The sequence below is a fragment of the Desulfonatronospira thiodismutans ASO3-1 genome, assembly GCF_000174435.1.
Lineage (GTDB): Bacteria > Desulfobacterota > Desulfovibrionia > Desulfovibrionales > Desulfonatronovibrionaceae > Desulfonatronospira > Desulfonatronospira thiodismutans.
Genome location: NZ_ACJN02000002.1, coordinates 317,005 through 343,525 on the forward strand (window position 1 = coordinate 317,005; position 26,521 = coordinate 343,525).

22 protein-coding genes are annotated in these 26,521 nt (G+C 55.2%); 6 read left to right on the forward strand and 16 right to left on the reverse strand.

The genetic code is table 11. The features are described from left to right. Positions 1-25: 25 nt before the first annotated feature. The 3 genes from hflC to DTHIO_RS07720 all read right to left on the reverse strand — a co-directional run bounded on the left by hflC (position 26) and on the right by DTHIO_RS07720 (position 2,792). The gene (gene hflC / locus DTHIO_RS19705) at positions 26-1,159 is read right to left on the reverse strand and encodes a protease modulator HflC (protein WP_008869758.1); all 1,134 of its coding nucleotides are present in this window, start codon (positions 1,157-1,159) and stop codon (positions 26-28) included. Between the two features lie 37 nt (positions 1,160-1,196). Then, positions 1,197-2,231, reverse strand: a complete 1,035-nt coding sequence (gene hflK, locus DTHIO_RS07715; protein WP_008869759.1) for an FtsH protease activity modulator HflK — start codon at positions 2,229-2,231, stop codon at positions 1,197-1,199. Between the two features lie 219 nt (positions 2,232-2,450). Then, entirely contained in the window at positions 2,451-2,792 is a 342-nt protein-coding gene (locus tag DTHIO_RS07720; RefSeq protein ID WP_008869760.1) for an Mth938-like domain-containing protein, read from the reverse strand. 35 nt (positions 2,793-2,827) lie between these two features. On the opposite strand from DTHIO_RS07720, the gene DTHIO_RS07725 reads away from it, so the two are divergent. The 3 genes from DTHIO_RS07725 to DTHIO_RS07735 all read left to right on the forward strand — a co-directional run bounded on the left by DTHIO_RS07725 (position 2,828) and on the right by DTHIO_RS07735 (position 8,259). Continuing rightward, entirely contained in the window at positions 2,828-3,601 is a 774-nt protein-coding gene (locus DTHIO_RS07725; protein ID WP_008869761.1) for an acyl-[acyl-carrier-protein] thioesterase, read from the forward strand. Positions 3,602-3,805: 204 nt separating this feature from the next. Further along, on the forward strand, positions 3,806-6,871 hold the full coding sequence (locus DTHIO_RS07730) for an acyl-CoA dehydratase activase (protein ID WP_008869762.1): 3,066 nt from the start codon (positions 3,806-3,808) through the stop codon (positions 6,869-6,871). 35 nt (positions 6,872-6,906) lie between these two features. Then, positions 6,907-8,259: a CoA activase gene (locus DTHIO_RS07735; RefSeq protein ID WP_008869763.1), complete on the forward strand. Its 1,353-nt coding sequence runs from the start codon at positions 6,907-6,909 to the stop codon at positions 8,257-8,259. Positions 8,260-8,271: 12 nt separating this feature from the next. Here the strand turns inward: DTHIO_RS07735 and DTHIO_RS07740 are convergent, their stop codons facing one another. From DTHIO_RS07740 to DTHIO_RS07760, 5 genes are all read right to left on the reverse strand, one after another. Next, complete coding sequence (locus tag DTHIO_RS07740) at positions 8,272-9,123, reverse strand: hypothetical protein (RefSeq protein WP_008869764.1); 852 nt, start codon at positions 9,121-9,123, stop codon at positions 8,272-8,274. Positions 9,124-9,136: 13 nt separating this feature from the next. Then, positions 9,137-11,077: a methionine--tRNA ligase gene (metG, locus tag DTHIO_RS07745; RefSeq protein ID WP_337833165.1), complete on the reverse strand. Its 1,941-nt coding sequence runs from the start codon at positions 11,075-11,077 to the stop codon at positions 9,137-9,139. A 64-nt stretch (positions 11,078-11,141) separates the two neighbouring features. Next, the gene (locus DTHIO_RS07750; RefSeq protein WP_008869766.1) at positions 11,142-11,972 is read right to left on the reverse strand and encodes a PSP1 domain-containing protein; all 831 of its coding nucleotides are present in this window, start codon (positions 11,970-11,972) and stop codon (positions 11,142-11,144) included. A gap of 5 nt (positions 11,973-11,977) precedes the next feature. Next, positions 11,978-13,402: an NADPH-dependent glutamate synthase gene (gene gltA / locus DTHIO_RS07755; protein WP_008869767.1), complete on the reverse strand. Its 1,425-nt coding sequence runs from the start codon at positions 13,400-13,402 to the stop codon at positions 11,978-11,980. A 2-nt stretch (positions 13,403-13,404) separates the two neighbouring features. Beyond that, entirely contained in the window at positions 13,405-14,241 is an 837-nt protein-coding gene (locus tag DTHIO_RS07760; protein WP_008869768.1) for a sulfide/dihydroorotate dehydrogenase-like FAD/NAD-binding protein, read from the reverse strand. Between the two features lie 125 nt (positions 14,242-14,366). On the opposite strand from DTHIO_RS07760, the gene DTHIO_RS07765 reads away from it, so the two are divergent. Beyond that, positions 14,367-14,750, forward strand: coding sequence for a hypothetical protein (locus DTHIO_RS07765; protein WP_008869769.1), 384 nt, complete (start codon positions 14,367-14,369; stop codon positions 14,748-14,750). A 109-nt stretch (positions 14,751-14,859) separates the two neighbouring features. On the opposite strand, the gene alaS is transcribed toward DTHIO_RS07765, so the two are convergent. The 8 genes from alaS to DTHIO_RS07805 form a co-directional block, all read right to left on the reverse strand. Continuing rightward, positions 14,860-17,508 carry an alanine--tRNA ligase gene (alaS, locus tag DTHIO_RS07770; protein ID WP_008869770.1) on the reverse strand — a complete coding sequence of 883 codons (2,649 nt, stop codon included), beginning with the start codon at positions 17,506-17,508 and terminating at the stop codon, positions 14,860-14,862. A gap of 3 nt (positions 17,509-17,511) precedes the next feature. Further along, the gene (gene recA, locus DTHIO_RS07775; protein ID WP_008869771.1) at positions 17,512-18,576 is read right to left on the reverse strand and encodes a recombinase RecA; all 1,065 of its coding nucleotides are present in this window, start codon (positions 18,574-18,576) and stop codon (positions 17,512-17,514) included. A gap of 79 nt (positions 18,577-18,655) precedes the next feature. Continuing rightward, positions 18,656-19,432, reverse strand: coding sequence for a GTP cyclohydrolase FolE2 (gene folE2 / locus DTHIO_RS07780; RefSeq protein ID WP_008869772.1), 777 nt, complete (start codon positions 19,430-19,432; stop codon positions 18,656-18,658). Then, positions 19,432-19,851 (reverse strand): nickel-responsive transcriptional regulator NikR, encoded by a 420-nt coding sequence (gene nikR, locus DTHIO_RS07785; protein ID WP_008869773.1) that lies wholly within the window; start codon positions 19,849-19,851, stop codon positions 19,432-19,434. Before nikR ends, folE2 begins: the two co-directional genes overlap by 1 nt. 358 nt (positions 19,852-20,209) lie before the next feature. Continuing rightward, positions 20,210-20,863 (reverse strand): class I SAM-dependent methyltransferase, encoded by a 654-nt coding sequence (locus DTHIO_RS07790; protein WP_008869774.1) that lies wholly within the window; start codon positions 20,861-20,863, stop codon positions 20,210-20,212. 2 nt (positions 20,864-20,865) lie between these two features. After that, on the reverse strand, positions 20,866-21,744 hold the full coding sequence (locus DTHIO_RS07795; RefSeq protein WP_008869775.1) for a cell division protein FtsX: 879 nt from the start codon (positions 21,742-21,744) through the stop codon (positions 20,866-20,868). A gap of 2 nt (positions 21,745-21,746) precedes the next feature. After that, on the reverse strand, positions 21,747-22,424 hold the full coding sequence (locus DTHIO_RS07800; RefSeq protein ID WP_008869776.1) for a cell division ATP-binding protein FtsE: 678 nt from the start codon (positions 22,422-22,424) through the stop codon (positions 21,747-21,749). Next, a complete protein-coding gene (locus DTHIO_RS07805) occupies positions 22,424-24,661 on the reverse strand; it encodes a vitamin B12-dependent ribonucleotide reductase (protein WP_008869777.1) in 2,238 nt (745 codons plus the stop codon). The genes DTHIO_RS07800 and DTHIO_RS07805 overlap by 1 nt, the downstream gene beginning before the upstream one ends. A gap of 51 nt (positions 24,662-24,712) precedes the next feature. On the opposite strand from DTHIO_RS07805, the gene DTHIO_RS07810 reads away from it, so the two are divergent. After that, positions 24,713-25,672, forward strand: a complete 960-nt coding sequence (locus tag DTHIO_RS07810) for a zinc metalloprotease HtpX (protein ID WP_008869778.1) — start codon at positions 24,713-24,715, stop codon at positions 25,670-25,672. A 26-nt stretch (positions 25,673-25,698) separates the two neighbouring features. Beyond that, positions 25,699-26,520: an alpha/beta hydrolase gene (locus tag DTHIO_RS07815; protein ID WP_008869779.1), complete on the forward strand. Its 822-nt coding sequence runs from the start codon at positions 25,699-25,701 to the stop codon at positions 26,518-26,520. The last annotated feature ends 1 nt before the right edge of the window (position 26,521 follow it).

The window sequence follows — 26,521 nt, forward strand, 5'->3', positions numbered from 1 at the left end:
GAAAAGGCTTTGCTGTCCGGCAGGCTTATTCCAGGTCAATCTCCACTGGCATGCCCGGACCGCCCAGATAGTCAAATAAATCCGCGTCGGTGCTCATGACCATGGTTGTGCTGCTTGGCAGCATAACCCTCCGATATGTACTAAGAGACTTCTGAAAACGGAAGAACTCTTCGTCGGCCAGGTATCCCAGGTAAGTAGCCGGCCTTCCTTCAAACTCCAGGTGAAGATCTCCGGACCTGGACACATCCATTGTATACCCGTCTTCCAGATCTCCTTCCAGGGTGCCCCTTCTAAGTTGGTCTTCTATTTCCACCTGCGCCCGCACCCTCACCTCGTCCACTTTGGGAAAGGCAATGGTGATGCGCCCGGCTGCATCAGTGAGGCCCACGTCCCTGCCGTTGATGCTGACAAAGGCTCCGGCCACAGCATTTCCTTCCTGGTCGGTGACCATCAGCACATCCTCGGTGAACCCCTCGGCAAACGTCTCCGTGGCCAGGGCTTCACCTTCACCCAGGATTCTCTCCCTGTCTGCATCAGCCTGGGCCCTGACCTCCATGGCTATCTCCTCGCCCTCGGCCCGGTGCCTGGCTGCTATTCTCTCTCTTTCCGCCTCCATACGGGCAAAGACATTCTCCTCGACTTCCGAGGGGAAATCAACGCGCTTCATGCGCACATCATTGACCATGATCCCGAAATCTTCTATGCGCTCCCTGGCCCGCTCGCTGACCAGTGTCATGAGGGCTTCACGCTCCTCGGCAATGACATTGAGAATGGACTGGTTACTGACAACGTCTCTTAGTTCTGCAACAACCACGTTCTGGATCCGGCCCTGGGCCTCCCGGACATTGCGCACGGTCATATAGAAAAGAAGAGCGTCTTTTACATGCCAGCGGGTGACATGGTCGATTAAAAGCCTTTCCATATCCACGGTCAAAAACTCGTCAGCACCGACATCGCTGGTCTGTACCCTTTTGTCTATAAGGGTTGCCGACTGGATCAGGGGGATCTTGAAGTGAAGGCCCGGCTCTTTAATAGTGCGCTTGTGCTCACCAAACTGCAGAACCAGGGCATATTCCCTTTCGTCCACTGTAAATATGGACAGGGAGAAAACGATGATGCCCACTAACAGGGCCACCGGAAAAAAAGCCGCTATTTTCATGTATTCCTCCGAAACTTATCAACTTTGACAGCCATGGCTATCTTTCCGTCTCAATGGTTTCAAACCGCACACCTTTTCCGTCTGGAAAAAGCATCACTCTTTCTGCGGCATCCTTGTCCATAATAATCTTGTTCACGCCCGGAAGGATATCTCCGATGGTCTCCAGGTAGAGCCTCTGCCGTGTCACGCCTTTGGCTTTGCGGTATTCCACCAGGAGCTGGCCGAACCTCTTGACTTCTCCCTGGGCCTCCAGAATCCTTTGAGCCCTTGCACCCCTGGCCCTGGGTATAATATCTTCTCTGTATTCCTCTGCCCTGTGGATAAGCCTTTCCTTGTCCTCCATGGCCCGCACCACGTCATGAAAGGCCTGACGCACTTCCTGGGGGGCGTCGCCCCGTTCGGTCCTGACGTTTACCACACGAAGACCGGAATTGTAGTCGTCCAGCAGATCCTGCAGCAGATCCTGGGTATTGTTGGCTATCCGGCTGAGCCCCTCGGCCACAATGGCCCTGTCTATCTCCAGAGTGCCCACGGCACTTCGAAGAGCGCTTTCCGTGGTAGTCTTTATGACTTCCTCTGGATTTTCAATCTCGAAGAGGTATTCTTCAGGATTCTGCACCTGGTAGTGGACTATTATTTCGAAGTGGACAATGTTTTTGTCTTTGGTAAGCATCAATGCTTCATCCCGGTTGACGCGTTTTCTGCCTTCAACCCGGGTGAACCCTATCTCGAAGCTTCTGATCTGCTGAGTGTCCACCTTGGTGGCCTGGCCCACGGGCCTGGGCCAGTGCCAGTTGAGGCCGGCACCCATCTCGGTCACATGCACCACAGCCCCGAAACGCTGCACCACGCCCACCTGGCCCGGTTCCACCCGAAAAAAACCGGTCAGAAGCCAACCGACCATGATAATCACCAGTATAATCAAAATAAGCCTGCTGTCGCCCCATTTGTTCAAGGCTTCCTTGATCTTGGTAAAGTCTGGAGGTGTAGGTCCTCCGCCACCGGATCCCGGCTCCCAGCCGGACTTTCTCTGCCTGTTGCGCTGTTGCAGTTTTTCCCAGTCCCAGTTCATATTACCTTCTTTTACACCGGCATGCATAAACGATTTGCAGCCGGGCATCGGTTAAAGTCAAAAAACCCTGCAGCCGCCGAAGCCTGTCTGCCTGGACAGGCGAACAAAATGTCTGGCCTTGTTCATGGTTTTAAATACAGCATTATTTTTTGCTCTTCAACTGAATTTATCAGGTTTTATTTTTTAGATGCACCCAACAAAAACCCGGGCTGAAAAAACTCAACAGGTGAGATGAAACCCGGCTGCAACGTTTTCCCCACTGGAAAAACGCCGGTTGAACTCTTCCAATGCCTTGTCCGTGCCTGCTTCCACCAGTTCTATGCCCTTTTGCTGCAAAAGGGCTCTTAGTTCCGGAGTGCTCTGCATCACCCCGGGACGCCCCTTGCCCAGGATCAGGATGTCCGGAGCCGCCTCCAGAATATCCCGGACATCATCGGTCTCTACACTGTGCCCGGATTTGCGCCACCACCGGGGCACAACCCCGCCTTTGATAATTTTTAAATCCTGAGTATAATCCTTTCCCTGGATTCGCATTTTGCCGAAAGAATACGCTTCAATCATAAAAAAATCCTCCAAACGCATTAATAAGGAGATACATGCAACATCCCACCCATACTGAGACAGGCACCATCAGGGTCAGTCAGGTGGACAGAAGCCGCAGGATCAAACTTACCTCTCTTCTGGACTGGATGCAAGACTCGGCTTACACCCACAGCAACCTCCTGGAGATTTTTTCCACGGACAGGCTTCTTGCCCGCAACATGAGCTGGGTGCTCATGCGCAAGCTCATCCGTATCGAAAGTTTCCCCTGTCTGGGACAAACGGTCCGCCTGACCACCTTTCCATCAGCACTGAACCGCTACTTCGCTTTCAGGGACTTTAAACTCCAGGACGAGAAAGGCACCCCCCTGGTCCTGGCTACCACATCCTGGGCGGTATTCGATCTGGAAAAAAGAAGGATAATCAGGACCCCGGCAGAATTTATCCGGGATTTCTCAGCTCCAGGGCCGCCCTGTCTCGAATTTTCGCAGGCCAGAATCAGCCCTCTGGAGCATCCTGAATATTCAGAGGAAATCTTCTTAAGAGAAAACGACCTGGACCTGAACGCCCACGTCAATCACTCCTTGCTGGGGGAATGGTCTCTGTCCTGCCTCCCAGATGAATTGAAACAGGGCCGATTGTTAAAGGAACTGGACATAGTCTACCGTAGCGAGTGCACCCTGGAGCAGGGCTCAGTAATTTCCCTGGGTGCTGCATTTAACAGCCTGGGCAACAGTGAAGACGGGACTTTTTATCTGCATTCCCTCAAGACCGCCGACCATTCCAGAGAATTTTCCAGAGCAATATCCTGCTGGCAATGTTCCATTTGATTCCTTTACTCTTGAGTCTTATTTTCTAAAAGACTTGTCAAAAACGATAAATCCGGGTAGGAAGTCGAACAATTTGACTGCATAAGACTTGATAAATTAGGATTAATAATACAACTTTTTGTTTTTTCAGGGCTGCAATGCCTGTTTGCAGCGGGATCAAATCTCTCAACACTTACCAGTATCAGCATTTCAGGGAGGAACTTGATGACATACGATGTGGGCCTGGATGTGGGCTCTGTAAGCATAAACTGCTGCGTGGTGGATTCCCATGGGGAGATAGCATTCGAAGCCCCTTACAAACGTCACTTCGGTCTGATCCTGGAAGAAACCAGGAAGACTCTGAGCGATATATACAATCGCTTTGACCCGGCACAGATAGACTCCGTTTCCTTTACCGGCAGCCAGGGTCAAATCGTCAGTCAGTTGCTGGATGCCCCCTTCGAGGTGGAAACCATTGCCCAGGTCCTGGGCACCACCCGGGTATTGCCCGGTGTACGTTCTTTAATAGCCATAGGCGGACAGGATGCCGCCCTTTTCCAGCTGGAATACGACCAGGACAACAACTGGTATCTGGAGGCCTTCAACCTCAACTCTCCCTGCGCCTCGGGCACGGGATCATTTATAGACCAGCAGGCTGAACGCCTGGCCTACGCCATGTACGGGGGTGATTTTGAAATGGACCAGAACCAGTTGCAAAAGGTCCTGCGCGACTTTATTGCCCTGGGGCTGCAAAGCACCTACCCGGCACCTGTTGCCTGCCGTTGCACCGTCTTTACCAAATCGGACATGATCCATTTGCAGAATAAGGGCGAATCCCTGAGCAACATCATTGCCGGACTGCACCACGGCACTGCCGCCAACTACCTGAGCACCATTGTTTCCAACCGCGAACTGCACGAACCCGTTGCCTTCATAGGCGGCATGGCCGAAAATGAGCTTCTGGTCCAGGCCTTTAGAAAACACTTTCCCCAGCTCCAGGTTCCAGAACATCACACAGCCCTGGGTGCCCTGGGCACTGCACTGCAGTCGCAGAAGCAGGGACGTAAAAACACGGTTAAGCCGGAAAGCCTGGACGAAAGCATGGCCACTTCCGCTTACAGCTTTCCCAGGGCCGAGACCCTGGAGCTCAACCTGTCCCATTTTGATCCGGACAACAGCCTAAAGCCCGTCAAGTCTCCAGCCAGAGGAACAATCAAGGCCTTTCTGGGTATAGATATCGGCTCCACTTCAACCAAATACAGCCTGGTGGACGAACAGGGCAGGATCATCCACAAGAGATACGTAGCCACCAAAGGCAAACCCATCGAAGTTGCCCAGGAACTGTTGCAGCACCTGGATCAGGAAGTCGGGGATAAAATCGACCTGCAGGCTGTAGGCACCACTGGATCCGGAAGAAACGTGGTGGGTGATTTTCTGGACGCTGACCTGATTATCGATGAAATCACCGCTCATGCCAGGGGCGCGGTGAAAGTGGACAGCGGCATAGACACCATATTTGAAATAGGCGGCCAGGATTCCAAATATATATCCATCCAGGATTCCCATCCCGTGGACTTTGTCATGAACAAGATCTGCGCCGCCGGCACTGGAAGCTTTCTGCACGAACTGGCCAACAAGATGAACATAAATATCGTGGGCCAGTTCCAGGATATAGCCCTGTCTGCTCCGGCCCCGGTGAACCTGGCCGAAAGGTGCACGGTTTTCATGGAATCTGACCTGGTGGGATATTCTCAGAAAGGGGCCAAAAGAGACGACCTCATCGCCGGGCTTTGTTTCGCCATTGTGCGCAACTATCTGCACCGGGTGGTGGAAAGCAGGCACATCGGCAACAAGATAATGTTTCTGGGAGGCCCTTCTCTGAACAAGGGCATAGTCGCCGCTTTTGAGCAAGTTTTGCAAAAGCCTGTGATTGTTCCCAAAAACAGGGAGGTCATGGGCGCTTACGGTACAGCCCTGGCTGTGCAGGAAAAGTTCAATTCCGGGGAAATCAAAGTCAAAGAGCGCGACCTCAAGGACCTGGCCGCCATCGAGGTCAATTTCAAGGAATCCATATGCCGGGCGGACAAGAACTGCCACAACGAATGCAAGCTCAAAATCTACAACTTCGGCGGACGCAAGAGTATCTGGGGCGGTGACTGCGGGCGTTACGAGGCCTCCACCGTTCAGGGGCGGACCAAGGACAATTTTTTCCTGCTGCGCGGCGAACTTTTCAACCAGCACCTGCCCCAGGATGCCCTGGTGGACTGGAAGAGCATGGAAAAGCCCCGGCCAGGGCAGCCGATTGTGGGCATCCCTATGGCCCTGCACTCCCTGGAATGGGGCATACTCTGGGCCAATATTTTCTCGGAACTGGGCCTGAACGTCCTGTTCAGCCCGGCTACCAACCATGACATTGCTTCCACAGGGGTGGAATCCATGACCGCCGAGACCTGTTTTCCGGTAAAGGTCTTTCACGGCCATGTTAACCACCTGCAGCGCAGCCCGGCGGACTACCTTTTTCTGCCCAACCCCATTAATGTGCCTACCCCGGATGAAGACGGGGAAAGAGGGGTGCTCTGCCCCATGGTGGAAAGCTCCCAGTACATGGCTACTGCTGCCCTGCAGCTGGATGAAAGCAGGCTTATCCGTCCCACACTTTTCCTCAAGGAGGGAATTGAAAGCATAGCCCAGAACCTTTACAAGGCCTTGCCCCCCGGGCTTAAATTCCGGGAAAAGGAAGTGCAGAGGGCAGTGTCCCTGGCCTGGGTCAGGCAGATGGAGTTCAAGAAGACCATGCAGCAGAAAGGCCGGGAGATCATCTCCGGCCTGGATCAGACAAGCCCGGTTTGGGTGGTTACAGGAAGGCCCTACAACCTCTACGACGAAAGGCTCAACCTGCGCCTGGGACGTCAGCTGGCCAAGCTGGACATAACCGCCCTGCCCATGGATTTTGTGGACTTTGAGCAGGTGAACCTTAAAGACTTTCCGAGAATGTACTGGGGCCTGGGAGGCCGCATACTGCGCACGGCCAAGCTCATCGCCCAGAAGCCCAACTGGTTCGGGGTACACCTGACCAATTTCTCCTGCGGACCGGACTCCTTTTTAGAACATTTTTTCGGTCACATCCTGCAACAAAAGCCGCCACTGGTCCTGGAACTCGATGAACACAGCGCCGTGGCCGGCGTGCTCACCCGCATCGAGGCCTATAAAAACGTAGTCCAGAACATCCTCAAGGAGAACCTGGTCAAAAAAGAAAAAAGAACCTCTCTGGATCAGGCTGTCGGGCAGTAGACCAGGCATACAAAACCTCAACCCCTTTTAACACTATGCAAGAACAACAATTCTTTGAAGAAAGATTGACCAAAAGTGTCGGCCAGTTTGACATCACGGGCAAGACCCTGCTCATGCCGGACATGTCTCCCTTCGGTTCCAGGCTTCTGACTTCCTGCTTCAGGGCCTACGGCATCCCGGCTCAGGTCATGCCCACCTACGACGGCCTGGAACTGGGCAAGGAATACACTTCGGGCAAGGAATGCTTCCCCTGCCAGGTAACACTGGGAGACATCCTTTACTACCTCAAGCAGGAAAAAGAACGCCTGGGGGCAGAATTTTCTCCCGGGGACTACGTCTACTTCATGCCCGAGGCGGATGGCCCTTGCCGCTTCGGCATGTACAACAAGATGCACAGGCTGGTCCTGGACAAGTTCCCCGAGTTCGAAGATGTAAATATTACCTATCTGTCTTCTACGGATACATATTCCTCGTCCATGATTATGCCCGAGGAAAAATCCAAGCTTTTTCGCCGCCTGGCCTACGTGGCCACCATCATCTCCGATGTCCTGGACCGGGTGGTCTGGCGGGTCAGGCCCTATGAAAAGGTCCCCGGCGAGACAGATGCCTTCATGGAAGGAGCACTGCAGGAGATGCGGGACAAGATCGAATCCATCGGGGAAAGCCGGGACTTCAACGCCCTGTACACTCTGCTGGAGGACATAGTTAAACGCGCCAGCAAGCTCATGGATCCGGACAAGCCCAGACGTCCCCTGATTGGAATCATCGGGGAAATCTATCTGCGCACCCATCCTCAGTCCAACCAGCACCTCATCAAGGAGATTGAAACCCATGGAGGAGAAGTTGTGGACGCCTCTCTGGGGGAATGGTTCAATTTCGTGGCCTATTCCAACCTGCGCGATACCCGGCGGCAATGGACCCAGTCCTGGAAAAAGGGAGACATCCAGGGCATGTTCAATGCTTCGCGCAAGTGGCTGGACTACCAGATCGAGATCAAGTACCAGCTCTGGCGTCAGGACCAGACATTTTCCCGGGCACGCAAGCACCTGGATATCCACGAGGATCATCGCATCGCCAGCCTGGAAAGCCGTCTGGATAACGACCGTCTGTTCAACTTCGACATCGGCACCGAAGCGGCCATAAGCATCGGCGGGGCCCTGGAATATGTGCATGAAAACTATGACGGGGTGGTCAATGTATTCCCCTTTACCTGCATGCCCAGCACCATCTGTTCGGCCATTTTAAAGCCCATTTTGCTGGAAAAAAAGGTCCCCTACCTGGACGCCTCATATGACGGCTCCATCCAGCCCAACCGGGAACTGGCCATAAGGACCTTCATGTACCAGGCCCAGCAGAGACAAAGCCGCCGCAACCAGGCGGAAAAATGACAGGAAGAAGGATTATGGATCACCCGAGGTGCTTCGCTTGTAGGCCATGGCCAGAAGCAGGGCGAACAGGGCCGCCCCTATACCTATGACCACGTTTAGAAAGGCCGGTGCAGTCAGGCTTAGCCGCATCAGCAGGGTGGATACGGCAAAACCGGAATTGCGGAAAATATCATTGAATCCGGGGAAAAAGCGGTTGACCACCAGCACCAGCAGGACATCGCTGAAGACCAGGATGGTGTATATCTCGGCAAAGAAAGGTATTCCCTCCCCGTGCATCCACATAAAACTCAGATGATATATGCCCAGGATGGTGAAAATTAAAAGCAGGATCATGGATACCAGCTTCTTTACCGATATGAACCTGTACACCCTTTCCCCCCGGGAACCCTTGCCGCTTCGTTTCACATACTGCCGGTAATAAAAGTGCAGAAGCACAAATATAATCACCGCTCCCAGGGCATTGGCCCCGATGCGCAGCACCGCGTCCAGCTGGCCCACAAGCACAATGGGCTCTGTGAAATAACTCAGCTCCTTGAAGGCATTTCTAAGAAAAATAAGGCAGAGGATCTCCAGCTGTTTTCCCACGGCCCGGGATACAGAGCATGGAAGAATAAAAATTAGTGAAATGAGCTCATTTACCAGCAAAAGGGTAAAGGCCAGCTTGACTGAATAGAAGGGATTGGTGGGAAGCCTTTCTCCAAGGTTGTCCGGGAGCATCCCGAAGCGGTTCAGCTCGGTCAGGGTCAGGGTAACCAGGAATGTCCCGATGAGCACGGTGGTGATTGTCTGCCGGGTCCGATCATGCTCCCATACGTAGTGCAGGGCATCGTAAAGGTCGTTTATGACCTCGTAAACCTTATGCATGAAGTGTACCCGGTCAACTTACCCGACTGCCTGGCTCAGTGCCTTCAGTGGTGGTCAGAAGGACCATGTCTTGTCCATGGCGCACTGCCAGAACCATGCCGTGGGAGGTTACCCCTCTGATCTTCTTGGGTGCCAGATTGGCCAGCACCACCACCTGACGCCCCTGCATGTCCCCGGGCTCGAAGTGCTGGGCCAGTCCTGCCACTATAAGACGAGGCTTTTTTTCACCGATATCCACTTCGAGCTTAAGCAGCTTGTCCGCTCCCTGAACCTTGTCCGCCTGCAGCACCCTGCCGGTGACCATATTAAGCTTTAGAAAATCCTCAAAGCTGACCTGACTAGTTTGCGGCGACTCTGCAGCTTTTGCCCCGTCTTTTTTCTCTTTGCCTGTCTCCTGCTTAAGCTCGAGCTCCCGGCGGGGAAACAAATTGGATTTCTTGGCCACCCGGACTCCAGGCTTAAGGCCTGACCAGTGTCCGGCCTCCTGCTCCAGATCCACTTTGTGCAGGTCAAAACCGGTGCCCAACTGACTGAGCAACTCTTCCGAACTGGACGGCATCACCGGCCACAGGTGCAGGGCTATTTTGCGCAGTCCTTCCAGCAGGACGTACATGACATTTTGCAGCCGCTCAGTCTGTCCCTCTTTGTAAAGTACCCAGGGGGCGCTTGCATCCACGTATTTGTTCAGCCTGCCGATGAAAGCCCAGAGTACACTGAGACCCTTGGAAAACTGAAAATCCCCGAACAGGCGTACGTATTCATCCAGAGCGGTCAGCCCGGCATCCACCACCTCCTGGTCCTCCTGGGACAGCCCGGACTTTTCCGGCACAAGCCCCTGGAAATACTTATTGGTCATGGCCAGGGTGCGGCTGCACAGATTGCCCAGATCATTGGCCAGGTCCGAATTGAGCCTGTTCACCAGGGCCTCTTCGGAAAAGCTGGCATCCAGGCCGAACTGCATCTCCCGCAGGAGAAAATAGCGAAAGGGTGCCAGGCCGTATTTGTCCACCATGTCCATGGGCTGGACCACGTTGCCCAGGCTCTTGGACATCTTGGCCTCCTGCACCGTCCAGTACCCGTGCACCCGCAGCCCCTGGTACAGGTCCACCCCGGCGGACATGAGCATGGTGGGCCAGAAAACGGCGTGGGGCTTTAAAATATCCTTGGCCACCAGATGGTACGCTCCGGGCCAGTATCTTTTAAAGGCCTCCCCGTGGGGCCAGCCCAGGGCCGAGATATAGTTTATCAAGGCATCGAACCAGACATAGGTCACAAAATTGCTGTCAAAGGGCAGCTCTATACCCCAGGTCAGCCTGGATTTGGGTCTGGATATGCACAGGTCTGTCAGTTCGTCCCCCAGCATGCCCAGAACTTCGTTTCTATACCTTTCCGGCTGGATGAATTCCGGGTGGTTCAGGATATGTTCACGCAGGGCGGGCAGGTACCTGGTCATGCGGAAAAAATAATTTTCTTCCTTGAGGTATCTGGGCTTTTCCAGGTGATCCGGGCAGAGTCCGTCCTGGAGTTCTTTTTCCATGTAGAAGCACTCGCAACCAAAGCAGTAATGCCCCCCGTACTCCCCGAAATAAATGTCCCCATTCTCGTAGACGGTATTAAGAAAGCGCTGCACGCATTTTACATGTTCCGGGTCAGTGGTGCGGATAAAGGCGGAGTTTTCCACTTCCAGCCAGGGCCAGGCCTCTTTAAACAGGGCGCTTATTCTGTCAGCATACTCTTTCGGGGCCAGGCCGTTTTTTTCAGCTGCTTCCACTATCTTGTCCCCGTGCTCGTCCGTGCCTGTCAGAAAAAAGGTGTCTTTCTGCCGCAGACGGTGCAGGCGGTTTATGCTGTCGGCCACGATTGTGGTATAGGCATGGCCCAGGTGCGGCCTGGCATTTACGTAGTATATGGGAGTGGAAACAAAAAAGCTTTCCAATTTACACGCCTCCTGCATGCTTGCTTCATTCACAGACTTGATACGGACAATTCCCGCAGAATGGTTTTAAGAAGGTACGAACCTACTTGTTTTCCTTCTTTTTGTCCGGCTTTTGCAGCATCTGTTGCCAGTCCTGCAAGGGGACCTCCTTTTCCGTGCCTTCCTCGTCCAGGACAGTAAGGCTTTCCCGAAAAAGATTGGCCCGGATGACCCGGAGGTAGCCTTCCCGACACTTATATCTCTTGCCCATTTTGGGCAGCTTCTTCTGGAACTGGGCGTAGTGGGGCTGTTCAAAATTAAGACAGCACAACAGCCTGCCACAAACCCCGGATATTTTGGCCGGATTTAAAAAGAGATTTTGATCCTTGGCCATCTTGATGGTCACCGGGGCAAACTGACGCATGAACCGCCGGCAGCAGCATACCTGGCCGCAATTGCCCAGGGCACCCACCATCTGGGTCTCATGTCTGACCCCGATCTGACGCAACTCTATTCTGGTACGGTAAACCTTGACCAGTTCCTTGACCAGGTCTCTGAAATCCACCCGGCCGGGGGCGGTAAAGTAAAAGATTATCTTGCTGCGGTCAAAAAAGACTTCCACATCCACCAGCTTCATGTCCAGTTCGCGCTCTGCCAGGCATTTTTTGCAGTAGGCAAAGGCCTCCCGGCCAAGCTCTTTGTTTTCCTCCTGGACCTTGAAGTCTTCTTCATTGGCCAGCCTGAATATGGGCTTTAGGTCCTCAAGGGCAAAGCCTTCCGGCAGGGTGTCCCTGACCTGGACCACGATGGCCAGTCCCAGTCCCTCCTGGGTCTTGACAATGACCCCGTCTCCGGGTTTGACCACAAAGGGAGAGGCCTGAAAGTAGTAAATCTGGCCCTGGTCCCTGAATTTGACGCCCGCAATCTGCGACATGAGTATTATCCTTTGATCCTTTTCAGGATTTCCCTGGCCGAGCGCCTGCCAGCACCCATGGCCTCCACCACAGTGGCAGCTCCGGTTACGATGTCTCCCCCGGCAAAGACCATGTTCATGCTGGTTTCCCCGGTTTCGGGGTCAGCCCGGACATAGCCGCGTTCATTCAGCTCCAGTTCAGGGGTGGTCTGGGTCAGGACCATGTTGGCCCCGGTTCCCACGGCCATAATGGCCAGGTCAGTGTCCAGGGAAAAAGTGTCGCCTTCTATGGGTACGGGCTGCCTGCGCCCGGAGTCGTCGGGGCTGCCCAGTTCCATGCGCTGCAGGACCATTTTGTTTAGCACCCCCTGGTCATCGCCGTGAAAGGAAAGAGGAGACGAAAGAATCTCCAGTTCGATGCCCTCTTCCAGGGCGTGCTCCAGTTCTTCCTGCCTGGCCGGCATCTCCCCCTTGGTGCGCCGGTATACCACCCGCACCCTTTCCGCACCCAGCCTTAGAGCGGTCCTGGCCGAATCCATGGCCACGTTGCCCCCTCCGATGACCACCACGTTTCTGCCCGGGGGAACAGGGGTGTCGTATTCCGGGAACCTGTAACCGAACATGAGATTGACCCGTGTCAGGTATTCGTTGGCGGAGTAAACCCCGATGAGGCTTTCTCCTGGCAGATTCATGAATCTGGGCAGTCCTGCCCCCACTCCCAGAAACACCGCCTTGTATCCCTGCTGGAAAAGCTCGGGCAGGGTCATGCTCTTTCCGCCCACGTAGTTGCACAAAAAATCCACCTGCAGGTTTTTCAGGGAATCTATTTCCCTTTGCACCACGGACTTGGGCAGCCTGAATTCCGGTATGCCGTAAAGTAGCACCCCGCCCGGTGAATGCAGGGCCTCATATACGCTTACCTTGACTCCGTTGGCGGCCAGGTATCCGGCCAGGGTCAGACTGCTGGGCCCGGAACCAATGGCTGCAACTTTCAGGCTCTCATCAATGGGAACACAGGAATCAGCGCCGGTCTCTTCCTCGCACGAGGTATGGGCATAGTAGTTGTCCGCCACGAATCTCTCCAGACGGCCTATGGCTATGGGCTGTCCAGTGGGCCTGAGCTTGCAGGTCTTTTCGCACTGGTTCTCCTGGGGGCAGACCCGGCCGCAGATGGCCGGCAGGCTGTTGGTTTCCTTGATTCTGGCAAAGGCCCCTGCCAGATCTTTGTCGGCCACCATGCGGATAAAGCCTTTACAGTCCACGTCCACGGGACAGCCTTTGATGCAGGTGGGCTTTTTGCACTGCAGGCAGCGCTTTGCCTCGGAAACGGCCTGTTCCAGGGTGTAGCCCAAGGCCACCTCGGAAAACATCCTGCCCCTTTCCACAGCGTCCAGCATGGGCATGGAAACCCTGGGACTGATCTTGGTCTTGGTCTTGGCTTTTTTCTGCATAATCACAACAGCTCTTTTTTCTCGAACAGTTCCATGGATTCTTTTTCCTGGGACTTGAAGGCCTGCAGTCGCATCATGAGTTCATCGAAATCCACCTGGGAAGCTTCGAATTCCGGGCCTTCCACGCAGGCAAAGCGTATCTCCCCGCCCACGTTCACCCGGCAGGAGCCGCACATGCCGATTCCATCAACCATAATGGAATTAAGACTCACCAGGGTCCTTATGCCGTAAGGCTGGGCTACCCTGGCCACTGAGCGCATCATGGGCACCGGCCCCACACCGATGACCTCTTTTACATCCGGGTCCCGGTCCAGGTACTCTTCTAACACCTCGGTGACCACGCCCTTGTGACCCACGCTGCCGTCATCGGTGGACACCAGGACCTCGTGGGAGATCTTTTCCAGCTCCGGTTTGAAAAGTAAAAGATCCTTGCTCCTGGCTCCAATAACTGAGACAACCTTGTTTCCCGCCTGAAAATTGCCCTTGGCTATATGGTGCAGGGCGGCGATTCCGGTTCCGCCACCCACACAGGCCACTGTACCCTGTTTTTTAATGCTGGTGGGCCGGCCCAGTGGGCCGCACAGATCCAGGATCACATCCCCCTCTTTCATGGTATCCAGAAGGGCCGTGGTCTTGCCCATTATCAGATATACGATGACAATATGTCCTTTTTCCGGGTCTGCATCGGCAATGGTCAGGGGAATACGTTCTCCTTTCATGCTCAGCCGCAGCACCACGAAATTGCCCGGCCTGGCCTTGGAGGCAATCACCGGTGCTTTTATGGTCATCTCTGTAACTCTTTTGGGGATCAAAACTCTCTTCTGGATTATTTTTCCCATAAAATCCGTCCGTTTTTTCAGGCAAAAAAAATCTTGCCTGAAACAGATAAATAGTTATAAAATAATTGATATATGAAATCAGGGGTATTTAACCCTGCCCCTGCATAATTTTTTGAGCAGGCTTAATGACTCAAATAACATCTGCTGCCGGTCCTCCGGCCTCTTTCTACTCCCTGGTAGACAAAAAGACCTGTCCTGCGGAAAAAACCGAGGGTATGACCAGGGTAAAAAGTACCCAGAAGTCCATGGGCTTCAAGTGGAAAAACATTTCCCTTGAATACACAAGTGAAAAAATTGAACTGCCAAAGCCCCCCCAAGGACTTGCCCCGGAGCAGAAGTTTGTACACGCCATGCATGAAGCAGGAGACGTACACAGGCTATCCTCAAACGATCCCCAGGCCTTCAACCCCGGCACTTCGGATCCGGGTACCGCTTCCAGGGCCTACCAGAAGCAGAAAAACATGGATCTTGCTCCGCCCCGGCCGCCCATGCTGCAGGCCTATGCCTGATGCTCATTCCACCCTGTACGCCGATGCAACTGCATTCTTCTTTTGCCCATTACCACAGCAAGAGCAGAGATTAACTTCCTGCCCTCTGATCTCTGATTCCTGACCACAGTTACATCATGCGCTCAGCCAGTATTTCCTCCAGGCGCTCTATGGCCCTGTCCAGGCCCTGGGCATCGGAGCCTCCGGCCTGGGCCAGATCCGGACGTCCGCCACCTCCGCCCTTGATCTCCTTGGCCACTTCCTTGATCAGCTCCGGGGCGGTAAAGTTCTCGTGCAGGTCTTTACTCACGTACAGAAGAAGCGTGGGCTTGCCCTTGTTCCTGGTGCCCAGCATGGCCACACCGGTATCCAGCTTGGACCGGATATCATCCATAAGGCTCCTGAGTCCTTCCACGTCGCCCACATCCACCTTGCGGGCAACAAGCGGCACCCGGCCCACCATCTTCTTTTCCGAGGCGATATCCCTGCCCTGCTCAGCTGAAATCTTCTGGGACAGGGCCTTGTTTTCCCTGGCCAGCTCGCGCATCTGCTCCTGTAGGGCCTGGACCTTGTCCACAAGCTGATCCGGGGCGACCTTCAGGGTCTCCTGCAGGGAAGTGACGCTTTTGCGCATGCCCCTCCAGTAGTTCAGGGCATCCCAGCCGGTAAGGGCTTCAATCCTGCGCATCCCCGAACCCACTGCTGACTCGCTCACCAGGCAGAAAGTCCCGGCCTGGGCCGTGGAATCCAGGTGCGTGCCCCCGCAGAGCTCCATGGATATATTGCCCACCGAAACCACCCGGACCTTGTCCGTGTATTTTTCGCCGAACAGGGCTATGGCCCCCTCCTGCACCGCCTGGGAATAGTCCATTACCCTTACCTGCACCTGGTAATCGGATAAAATGGCGGCATTGACCTCTTCTTCGATGCGCTCCATCTCTTCCGCAGTCAGGGCCTGGATATGGGTAAAGTCGAACCTGAGCCTTTTTTCATCCACCAGGGATCCGGCCTGGTGCACGTGCTCACCCAGAACCCGGCGCAGGGCCAGGTGCAGCAGATGCGTAGCGGTATGATTCCTGGCCGTGGCCACCCGGCGTCCTTCGTCAACAGTCAGATCCACCACATCGCCTTTGTGCACCTCTCCCCGGCTTACCTCCACCTCATGGGCCACAACACCTGCGGCCTGGTCCTGAGTGTCCCGGACCATGGCCTGACCCCGGGCGGCTTGAATGCGCCCCCGGTCTCCCACCTGACCGCCGGATTCGGCATAAAAAGGTGTCCTGGAGGCCACCAGCCAGCCCTTTTCCCCCTGGCTTAGAGCCTCCCTGCTGCGGCCTTCCTGGTCCACCAGAAGCACTATCTCTCCTTGATCCTGGAGACGGTCGTAGCCCACGAAACTGGTTTGCGGCAACTCCCCCTCCAGACTGCTCAAGACCTCTCCCAGCCCGGCGTCCCCGGATCCTTTCCAGGCGGCCCTGGCCCGCTGTCGCTGATCCTGCATGCACTCCTGGAAACCGGCTTCGTCCACGCTGAATCCGCGTTTCTCAGCGATATCGTTTACTATATCCAGGGGAAATCCATAAGTATCGTAAAGCTTAAAGGCCGTTTCCCCGGGCACGGTGTTCACCTGCAGGGATTCCAGCTTCTTTAGTTCTTCTTCCAGGAGAACCAGGCCTTTCTCCAGGGTCTCGGAAAACCTTTCCTCCTCCTGCCGGATGACCCGGACCATGAAATCCCGGCCTTTTTCCAGCTCCGGGTAGGCCATGGACATATCCTGGACCACCACCTGCACTGTCTGGTGCAGGAAAGGTTCAGCCAGCCCCAGGTGCCTGCCGAAGCGAAACGCCCTGCGGATAAGCCGGCGCAGGATGTAGCCGCGTCCCTCGTTGGAGGGCAGGATCCCGTCGGCGATCATGAAGGCCGAGGACCGGGCGTGATCGGCGATTACGGCCAGGGCCACGTCGTCATCCCGGTCCCGGCCGTATTCCTTGCCGGACTTGCGGGCTGTATCCGTTATGAGGCTTTTTAAAAGATCGGTGTCGTAATTGGAATATACCCCCTGACAGACCGCGCTGATGCGCTCCAGGCCCATGCCCGTGTCTATGCTGGGCCGGGGCAGTGGATTTAAGTTGCCTTCCTGGTCCCGGTCGTACTGCATGAACACCAGGTTCCAGATCTCCAGGTAGCGGTCGCAGTCGCAGACTCCGATGGCGCAGTCAGGTCCGCAGGACATGCCTTCTCCCTGGTCATAGAGCACCTCCGAACACGGCCCGCAGGGACCTGTATCCCCCATGGACCAGAAGTTGTCCTTTTCCCCCAGACGGTAAATCCTGTCCGGGGAAACCCCGGCCACTTCCTGCCACAGACCGTGGGCGTCGTCATCGTCTGCAAATATGGTAATAAAAAGCTTGTCCCTCTCCAGTCCCAGCTCCCGGGTCAGAAAAGTCCAGGCCAGATCTATGGCTCTCTCCTTGAAATAGTCACCAAAGGAAAAGTTGCCCAGCATCTCGAAAAAGGTGTGATGCCTCCTGGTTCGTCCCACGTTTTCCAGGTCGTTGTGCTTGCCCCCCACCCTGAGGCATTTCTGAGAGGTTACAGCCCGGGTATAGTCCCTTTTCTCCTGGCCCAGAAAAACCTTTTTGAACTGCACCATGCCGGCATTGGTAAAAAGCAGGCTGGGATCGTCCGCTGGTATAAGCGAAGAACTGGGAACCACAGTATGATGGTTGTCCTGAAAAAACTTAAGAAATTTTTCCCTGATCTCTGCTGCACTTAGCACCAGTCAACTCCTGTCCTGGGAATCGCTCTGTCCCTGCTGGGCTTCCTCTTCCGGCTGCACAACGCCCAGTTGGGTCAAAAGCTGGTTTTCAATATTCTTGCGGATCTCATCATTATCCTGCAGAAAAGACCGCACGTTCTCCCGGCCCTGGCCAAGCCTCTCGGAGCCGAAGGCGAACCAGGCCCCGCTTTTGTCCACCACCCCGTGCTCCACTCCCATGTCCAGAAGCTCCCCTGCCCTGGAGATGCCCTGGCCGTAGAGTATATCAAACTGGGTCTCCCGGAAGGGCGGGGCCACCTTGTTCTTGACGGTTTTCACCTTGACCCGGTTACCCACCACTTCATCCTTGTCCTTCAAGGTCTGGATCTTGCGGATGTCCAGGCGCACCGAGGCGTAAAACTTGAGGGCATTGCCCCCGCTGGTGGTTTCGGGACTGCCGTACCCCATGGAACCGATTTTCATGCGGATCTGGTTGATGAAAACAAGAGAGGTTTTGGAGCGGTGAATCGTCCCGGTGAGCTTGCGCATGGCGTGGGACATGAGCCTGGCCTGCCCGCCCACCTGGCTTTCGCCCATACTGCCCTCCAGCTCGGCCTGGGGAATAAGAGCGGCCACAGAGTCAACAACAATCACGTCCAGCCCCCCGGAGCGCACCAGCAGGTCGGCGATCTCCAGGGCCTGTTCCCCGTAGTCCGGCTGGGAAACCAGCAGTTCCTCGGTCTTTACCCCGAGGCGTTTGGCATAGTTTACATCCAGGGCGTGCTCGGCGTCAATAAATGCCGCTGCCCCTCCCTTTTTCTGGGCCTCGGCAATTACATGCAGGGCCAGGGTGGTCTTGCCCGAAGATTCAGGCCCGTAGATTTCCGAAACCCGGCCCCGGGGAATGCCTCCTATACCCAGAGCCAGATCCAGCCCTATGGAGCCGGTGGGAATGGACGGGATGGCCTGATGCGCCTCGTCAGAGAGACGCATGACCGAGCCCTGTCCATACTTGCGCTCTATGGTGGTAATGGCTGTCTGCAGGGCCTCCTTGCGCACATCTTCGGCAGATTGGGTTTTCTTGGCCATATATGCTCCTGATTTAATTTTCTTTAGAAACCGGATTTTTTCAATACACGTATCAGGTGATAAAATCAAACCCTGGACTTTAATGCTTTCCTCTGCCGGTAATGGTGGCGTAGGCGCTGTGATTGTGGATGGATTCAAAGCTTTCCACCTCCACTTCATACCAGATGATCCGGGGATGTCTGCTCAGGCTGAAAGCCACACACCGCACCACGTCCTCCACAAAAGTCGGATTGGCAAAGGCCTCATCAGTTACATACTTTTCATCCTCTCGCTTGAGCAGGGGATAAACCGGTGAAGATCCGGCACTCATGCCTGTGTCGATGAGTTCTTCCAGCCAAAGGAGCCCCTTGTAGCCGCACTTGATCTTCACGTAGGCCCTCTGGCTGTGGGCCCCCTGCTTGCTGATGGCCAGGGAACAGGGGCAGACCGTCATTACCGGCACCTCCACTCCCTGGGTCATCCTGATCTCCCCCATGGAAAACTCTCCGGCCAGAAAGGATTTATAATCCATCAAAAATTCATGCCCGCTTACCGGGGTCCTGCGGGAATAAAAATAGGGAAAATCAAAGCGTAGAAGGGCCTTCTGGGCTTCCAGTCGATGAATGATCTCCGCCAGGAGCTCCTTGATGCTCTCATAGGTCAGAACCTTGGACCAGTGGCTCAGGGATTCCAGGAAACGACTCATATGAGTGCCCTTGAACTCTCCGGGCAGATCCACGCAAAGGTCCACATCCGCCACTGTGTGCTGCTGCCCGTGCAGGCGGTCCTGGACAAGCAGGGGCAGCTTTAGGTTCTTGACGCCAACCCTGTCTATAGGCAGGGGGAACTCCGGCATACCGCTCTGAACATCCTGCATTAGAGCAAATCCTTACCTGTAGTGGCCATGTTGAGGTTGCCGTGCTTGACTCCCTTGGTGGAGGAGAGCTTCTGAGCCGTTTGCCGGATATCCCGGCCCGGCCCCCGCAGAATCAGCACCTCCAGGCAGTTGTCATGATCCAGGTGCACGTGCAGCGAGGTTATCACCAGGTCCAGGGCATCGTGCTGGATCCGGGTCAGTTTCTGGACAAGATCGCTCTGGTGATGGTCATAGACCAGGGAAAGAACGCCCACATTCTCCTGGGACTCCTCCTCCCACTGCTGCTGCACCAGGGCATTTCGGATGAGGTCCCGGATGGCCTCGGACCTGGTCTGGTAGCTTTTATCCGAGCACAGCTGATCAAACCTGGACAAAAGATCCAGGTCCAGGGATACTCCGAAACGTATGGTTTCTCCCATTTTCTGCTCCCTTGCTTATAACGTCTTGAAACTATTATTGATCAATCTTTGCGCACCGCTGATATCCAGGGGCCGGGGGCTTCGCAAACTGGGCGTAAACTGTCTGAACGACGCGTGGTCACGCCTGTGGCGTGATTAATCAAAACCGTAAAACACCGAACGTGATTTAGAGCAGTTTTTACAAATTACACTGGCTTAAAAACTCGTGTATAGGTTTTGATCTACGATTCTTAGGAGTGAGTTTTTACGTCCTGTTTGCGAAGTCCCCGGGCCTTGGTGAATAGTTACCTATTTATAAACTATTTTCTGATATCAATCTGAATTTCTTGCTCATTTTTGTTTTTCTCATGCTGCTGCCTTACCGCCGCACAAGCTCTAAAAGCCTCACCCCGGCCTTTTGACCGAACCAGCTTACCCTTCGCTCTTCAATCTCTTTTGCTTTGAAACCCTGGCTTAAAAGCCTGGCCCAGGTATCTGCGGACACATTTCTGTTCTGGTCCGCTATCCAGATGCGGCCCCCCGGAGCGAGACAGTTCCGGAAAAACCCCGCCAGGGGCAGGGCGAAGCCGGTCTCGTACAAGACGTCAGCAGCCCAGATAAACTCGAACAGGTTTTTCTTAAGCCCGCCTCGCTTCCAGTCAATGCCCGCCCAGAGTACTTCCGGGGTGTTGTTGGCCTTTGCGCTTTGCCTGGCAAAAACCAGGGCATCGGGCTCCATATCCACGGCCACCACTCTGGCTCCCAGCCTTGAGGCCAGTATTGACGTGGCTCCCAGGCCGCACCCCGCTTCCAGGCAGAGTCTTCCCCGGATAAGTTCCCGGTTGCGGTCCAGGTGTTCGGCCAGAAGTACGCTGGAGGGCCATACCTCGGCCCAGTAGGGGATTCTTTCCTGGTCCATGTCCCTGGACGGCTCTTCCAGGCCGGACCACAGGGTTTCCAGGTCGGCCTGCCTTTTTAGTTTCAGCCTGTGCCCGGCCAGCTTCAGGTTCAGCACCTGGGATAAATCCTGCATACTTATCTGAGCCTTCCCCTCACCGCCAGGAAGCTGCTCAGAATGCCCACCAGGGTCAGGACCCCCGGAATAGCCAGGGCAGAAGGCAGGGGCAGAAATTCGATCCTGATCCAAAGCGGTGGAAAATAAAGCACATCTTCCAGGGTCAGATGCAGGAGCTTGAGCAACCCCAGAGAAATAACCCCTCCCAGAAAACCCTGCAATGCCCCGCTCACCAGCAGGGGAAACTGAATATACCTGCCGCTGGCTCCTACCAGGGCCAGAATGTCCACTTCCTCCCTGCGCTGCATCTGGTTCAGCTTCAGGGTGTTGGCCACCACCAGCCCGGTAATGAGCAGCATAAGCCCTATAAGGGGCCAGAATATGCCGGAACTGACCCGCACCCAGGTCCTGGCCAGGTCCAGTTGAACCGGGTTGTAGCTGACCCTCTCCACCCCGGGCAGGTCCATAAGCCTGCTGCGCATCTTTTGAGCCCGGTCCCGGCTGTTTTCCCCTTCCAGGGAAAATTTCACCAGGGCTGTTGCCGGCAGAGGGTTTTCCCGGGACAGGTAGCTGACATCCATGTCCCCGGAAATGGATTCAGCCAGGGACTTCAGCGCCTCGTCCGGGGTAAAGGTGTTGATTCCGCCTATATCCCAGGACTTTATCTCCTCCCACTGCTCCTGAACTTCCTGCTGGGGATGACCTGAATCCCAGTAGACCTGAAACTGTATATCCTCCTGCGTACTCTGGGCCGTCAGATGCACGTTGTAGAGGGCCAGCAGAAAAATCCCGGCCATAAACGAGGTAAAGGCGACAGTACTCAAAGTGAAGAACTGCGCCCACCTGTTTCGGCCCAGATTGGCCAGCCCCTGCATAAAAAGCCTGGCTAAAACGCGCATGTCTAATCCTCCGCGGACTCCCAGTTGCAGCCGGCTTCAGCACCTTCGCGCAGACAGAGTATCTTGGCCCCGGGCAGGGAGTTGATGAGTTCCTCGTTGTGGGTGGCCAGAACCACGGTAGTGCCATGCAGGTGGAACTGCCTGAAGACCTCCACAAGCTGCATGGACAGTTTTTTGTCCAGGTTTCCCGTGGGCTCGTCCGCCAGAAGGACCTTGGGGTTTATGACCACGGCCCTGGCCACCGCCACCCGCTGCTGCTCTCCACCTGATATTTCCCTGCACTGGCACCAGGACTTGTTGTCCAGGCGCAGGCTCCTGAGCACCGCGCGCACCCTTTTGTGCACCTGACCCGGCACCATGCCCCGGACCTGCAGGGGCAGGGCCACGTTGTCCCAGACAGTTTCGTCGGGCAGGATCTTGAAGTCCTGAAAGACGATGGCCACCTGCCTCCTCAGCTGGTAAAGCCTTTTTTCCGGCAGGGACTTAAGGTCAAACCCGGCTATGGAAGCTATGCCCCTTTGCACCGGCAGACTGCCGTGCAGTATGCGCATCAGCGTTGTCTTGCCCGCCCCCGAAGGCCCGGTTAGAAACAGAAAATCGCCCTTGTCCAGGGAGAAGCTGATGTTCTTCAGGGCCCAGTAGCGGCCGAAGGAGTGGGACAGATGTTTTACCTGTATCATTACCCGCACTTGGTATAGCCGCATGCCTGGCATACAAAGCAGCCTTCCTGAAAAAGAAGCTCTGCAGCGCATTCCGGGCAACTGGGCTTGTTAAGTCCGTTTATGTCCGATTTAAAACTGTGGCCCTGCAGGTACCGGTTCTCCAAAACCCAGCCCACCGCGTCCGGGATGGACAGCAAAAGCCCCTTCTTCTGAAAAACCGGGTGCTCTCCCCCTATCCCCTTGATCTGCTTGACCACATCCTTTACATCTATACCCGAGCGCAGAGCCAGGGAAACCAGCCGGCCGATGGCCTCGGCCTTGGCCGTAATGGAACGCCCTGAGCGCCCTATGGTGGCAAAGACCTCAAAAGGCTTGCCATCCACCTCGTTGACCGTCAGATAAAGCTCGCCCAGGCCTGTCTTGACCTTCTGGGTGAACCCGTACACCACCTCCGGCCTTTCCCTTATGCTTTTCTTGCCCGAGGCCCGGTCCTGTCTGGCCTTTTCCCCGTCCTGGGTGCTCAGAACCTGCTCCGCCCGGCATCCGTCACGGTAGACCGTCACCCCTTTGCAGCCCATTTCGTAAGCCATCCAGTAAATCTGCCATACATCTTCCTGGGTGGCATCAAAAGGCAGGTTGACCGTCTTGGATACAGCATTGTCCGTATACTTCTGAAAAGCAGCCTGCATTTTCAGGTGGTACTGGGCGGGCACGTCCATGGCGGTTACAAAAACATCTCTTAGGTCCTGGTCCAGATGCTCCATCTGCTTGATGCTGCCCTTTTTGGCCACATCCTCCATAAGCTTGTCGCTGTAGCTCCTGGTATTTTTCAGGGCCTCTTCCAGGTGCGGATTAACTTCCAGGAGACGTTCCCCGTCCAGCACCTGGCGGGTGAAGCTAAGGGCGAAAATGGGCTCGATGCCCGAGGAACATCCGGCAATGATGGACAGGGTGCCTGTGGGTGCTATGGTGGTAGTGGTGGCATTGCGGTATGGTCCCAGGTTCTGCCTGGCGTAAATGGAATGTTCGTATTCGGGAAAAGGCCCCCTTTCCTGGGCCAGTATCCTGGAGGCGGACCTGGATTCGCGCTGCACGAACTCCATTATTTTCTCACCCAGCTGCAGCCCCCGGTGACTGTCGTAAGCCACCCTGAGCTGAAACAAAAGATCTGCAAATCCCATTACTCCCAGGCCGATCTTCCTTGTCTTGTGCACCATCTCTGTAATGCGCTCCAGCGGATACCTGGACAGGTCTATTACATTGTCCAGAAAACGCACGCTCAAGTGCACGGCTTCTCGCAGTCCCTCCCAGTCGATGCCGCCCTCGGCCGTGGGGGAGTAGAACCTGTCCAGGTTTATGGAGCCCAGGTTGCAGGCTTCGTAAGGAAGAAGGGGCTGTTCCCCGCAGGGATTGGTGCTTTCCATTTCCCCCAGTCCCGGCGTGGGATTGTCTTTGTTGATGCGGTCCAGAAAAATTATTCCGGGATCGCCTGACTCCCAGGCCTTGTGCACCAGCAGGGAAAAGACCTCCCTGGCATTGAGCCTTTCTGTTTCCTGGTTGTTCTGCGGTGCTGTCAGGGAATAATCGCTTCCGGACTCCACGGACTGCATGAATTTTTCGGTCAGGGCCACTGAGAGGTTGAAGTTGTTCAGCTCTCCGTCGCGCTCCTTGGCCCGGATAAAATCCATGATATCCGGATGATCCACCCGCAGAATACCCATGTTGGCCCCGCGCCGGGTCCCGCCCTGCTTGACCTGCTCCGTGGCTGTATTAAAAATCTTTAAAAAGGACAAAGGCCCCGAGGCGATTCCCCCAGTGGAACCCACCCGGCTGTCCTTGGGCCGCAGTCGGGAAAAGGAAAATCCGGTTCCGCCCCCGGACTTGTGGATCAGGGCGGCGTTCTTGATGCTGTCGAAAATCTCGTCCATGGAATCGCCCACCGGCAGGACAAAGCAGGCCGCCAGCTGTCCCAGATCGGTCCCGGCATTCATAAGGGTGGGGGAATTGGGTAAAAACTTGCCTTCCACCAGTAATTGATAGAAACTGCGGCCCAGGTCCAGGCTGTTGTAAGACGATTCCTGGTATTTATCCTCCTCACCGGCCACGCTGGCGGCTACTCGCCAGAACATGGTTTTGAAATCCTCCAGGGGCTGTCCGTCATCGCCCTTGCGCAGGTACCTCTTGGACAGTACGGTCTTGGCGTTGGGGGTCAGCACCGGTTCAGGCAAATCCTGGGGCATGGGCATTATCTTCATGAATCCACTCGCATGGTTTGTTTTTTAAGGTTAATTACAAAGGCAGGGTAAATGAACATCAACACCTACACAAGCCACAAATGGTTAAATCTGCTGCATTCCGTGCTCATCCTGACCGGCATGGCGGTTATCCTGTGCCTGCTGGGCTGGCTTATAGCCGGCAGGCCTGGGATTGTCTGGGCCTTTATCATCGGGACCGCCGTGGTCATAATCACTTCGCGCATCTCACCGCAGGCAGTACTGAAAATGCACAATGCACGCCTGCTTGACTACAGTCACGCTCCCAGGCTGCACACCATGACCCGGGAACTGTCCTCCAGGGCCGGACTGTCTTTTCAGCCGGCGCTTTTTTATATTCCCAGCCCGGTGGTGAATGCCTTTTCCGTAGGCCAGAAGAAAAATGCAGCCATAGCCCTCACAGACGGCATGCTCAGAAGCCTCAGCTACAGGGAAATCCTGGGAGTTATGGCCCATGAGATCAGCCATGTCCGCAACAACGATATATGGATCATGAACCTGGCTGAAGCCGCCAACAGGGTCACGGGGCTGCTTTCTCTCACGGGGCAGTTTCTGCTTCTTTTGAACCTTCCCCTGATCCTTACGCAGGATTATCACATATCCTGGTGGATAATCTTCCTGCTCATCTTTGCCCCCACCCTGAGCACCATCATGCAGCTTTCCCTGTCCAGAACCAGGGAATTCGATGCGGACATGGACGCGGCCATGCTTACCAATGATCCCATGGGCCTGGCCCGGGCACTGGCCAAGCTTGAGTACACCACCCGGTCCTGGCTGGACCGGTTTATGCGGCCCGGACAAAAGTATGGCCTGCCCTCCTTTCTTTTGACCCATCCCCGCACCGAGGACCGCATCCAGCGCTTGATCAGCCTGGCCGGAGATATTAATGAACAGCCGTGGCAGACGCCGGACCATTCGTATATGGACCTGAAAGCAGCCCGCCTTCCGGCGGGGGCCGGGCCCTTGAGACGTCTGCTTGGGAACTGGTTTTAAAAGATCACTTCATCAAAGGTGGATTTATGCTCAAATTTTTTGGTACAGCCCTGGGTGTAGCCGCGGTTATTTACCTGATATTTCTGGGATACGCCTATATATTTCAGTCCCGCATGGTCTATGTCCCCCACCAGGAACTGGTGGCAAGCCCGGGGGATATCGGCCTTGACTATCAGGAAGTCTACCTGGACACCCCGGACGATGTCCTTGTTCACGGCTGGTTTGTCCCGGCAAAAGAAGAAAAGGGGGTGGTGCTCTTTTGTCATGGCAATGCCGGGAACATTTCCCACCGTTTGACCACCCTGGATTTTCTGCATTCCCTGGACATGTCCGTTTTTATCTTCGACTACCGGGGCTTCGGTAAAAGCAGCGGCTCTCCGGACGAAGAAGGCACCTACACTGATGTCCAGACCGCCTGGAATCATCTTACGCGGGAAAAAGGCTACGACCCGGGTGAAATCTTTATCATGGGCCGCTCCCTGGGAGGTGCTGTGGCAGCGGAACTGGCTGTACACCAGAAGCCCGCCGGAGTAATCCTGGAATCCACCTTTCAGAGTATCCCGGAACTGGGCCGGGATCTCATGCCTTTTCTCCCGGTAAAACTTCTGGCCAGGTACAGCTACGACACCCGCTCCAAGCTGCAGGACTTTTCCGCCCCGGTGCTGGTCATCCACAGCCCCCAGGACGAGATCGTTCCCTACAGGCACGGCCGGGCCCTGTACTCCGAGGCTCTGGAACCCAGGTATTTTCTGGAAATCCAGGGGGACCACAACTCAGGGTACAAAGAGAGCCGGGAGAGCTACCTGGACTGCCTGGAAAAATTTTTCCGCAGGTATAAAGGCCCTTGAT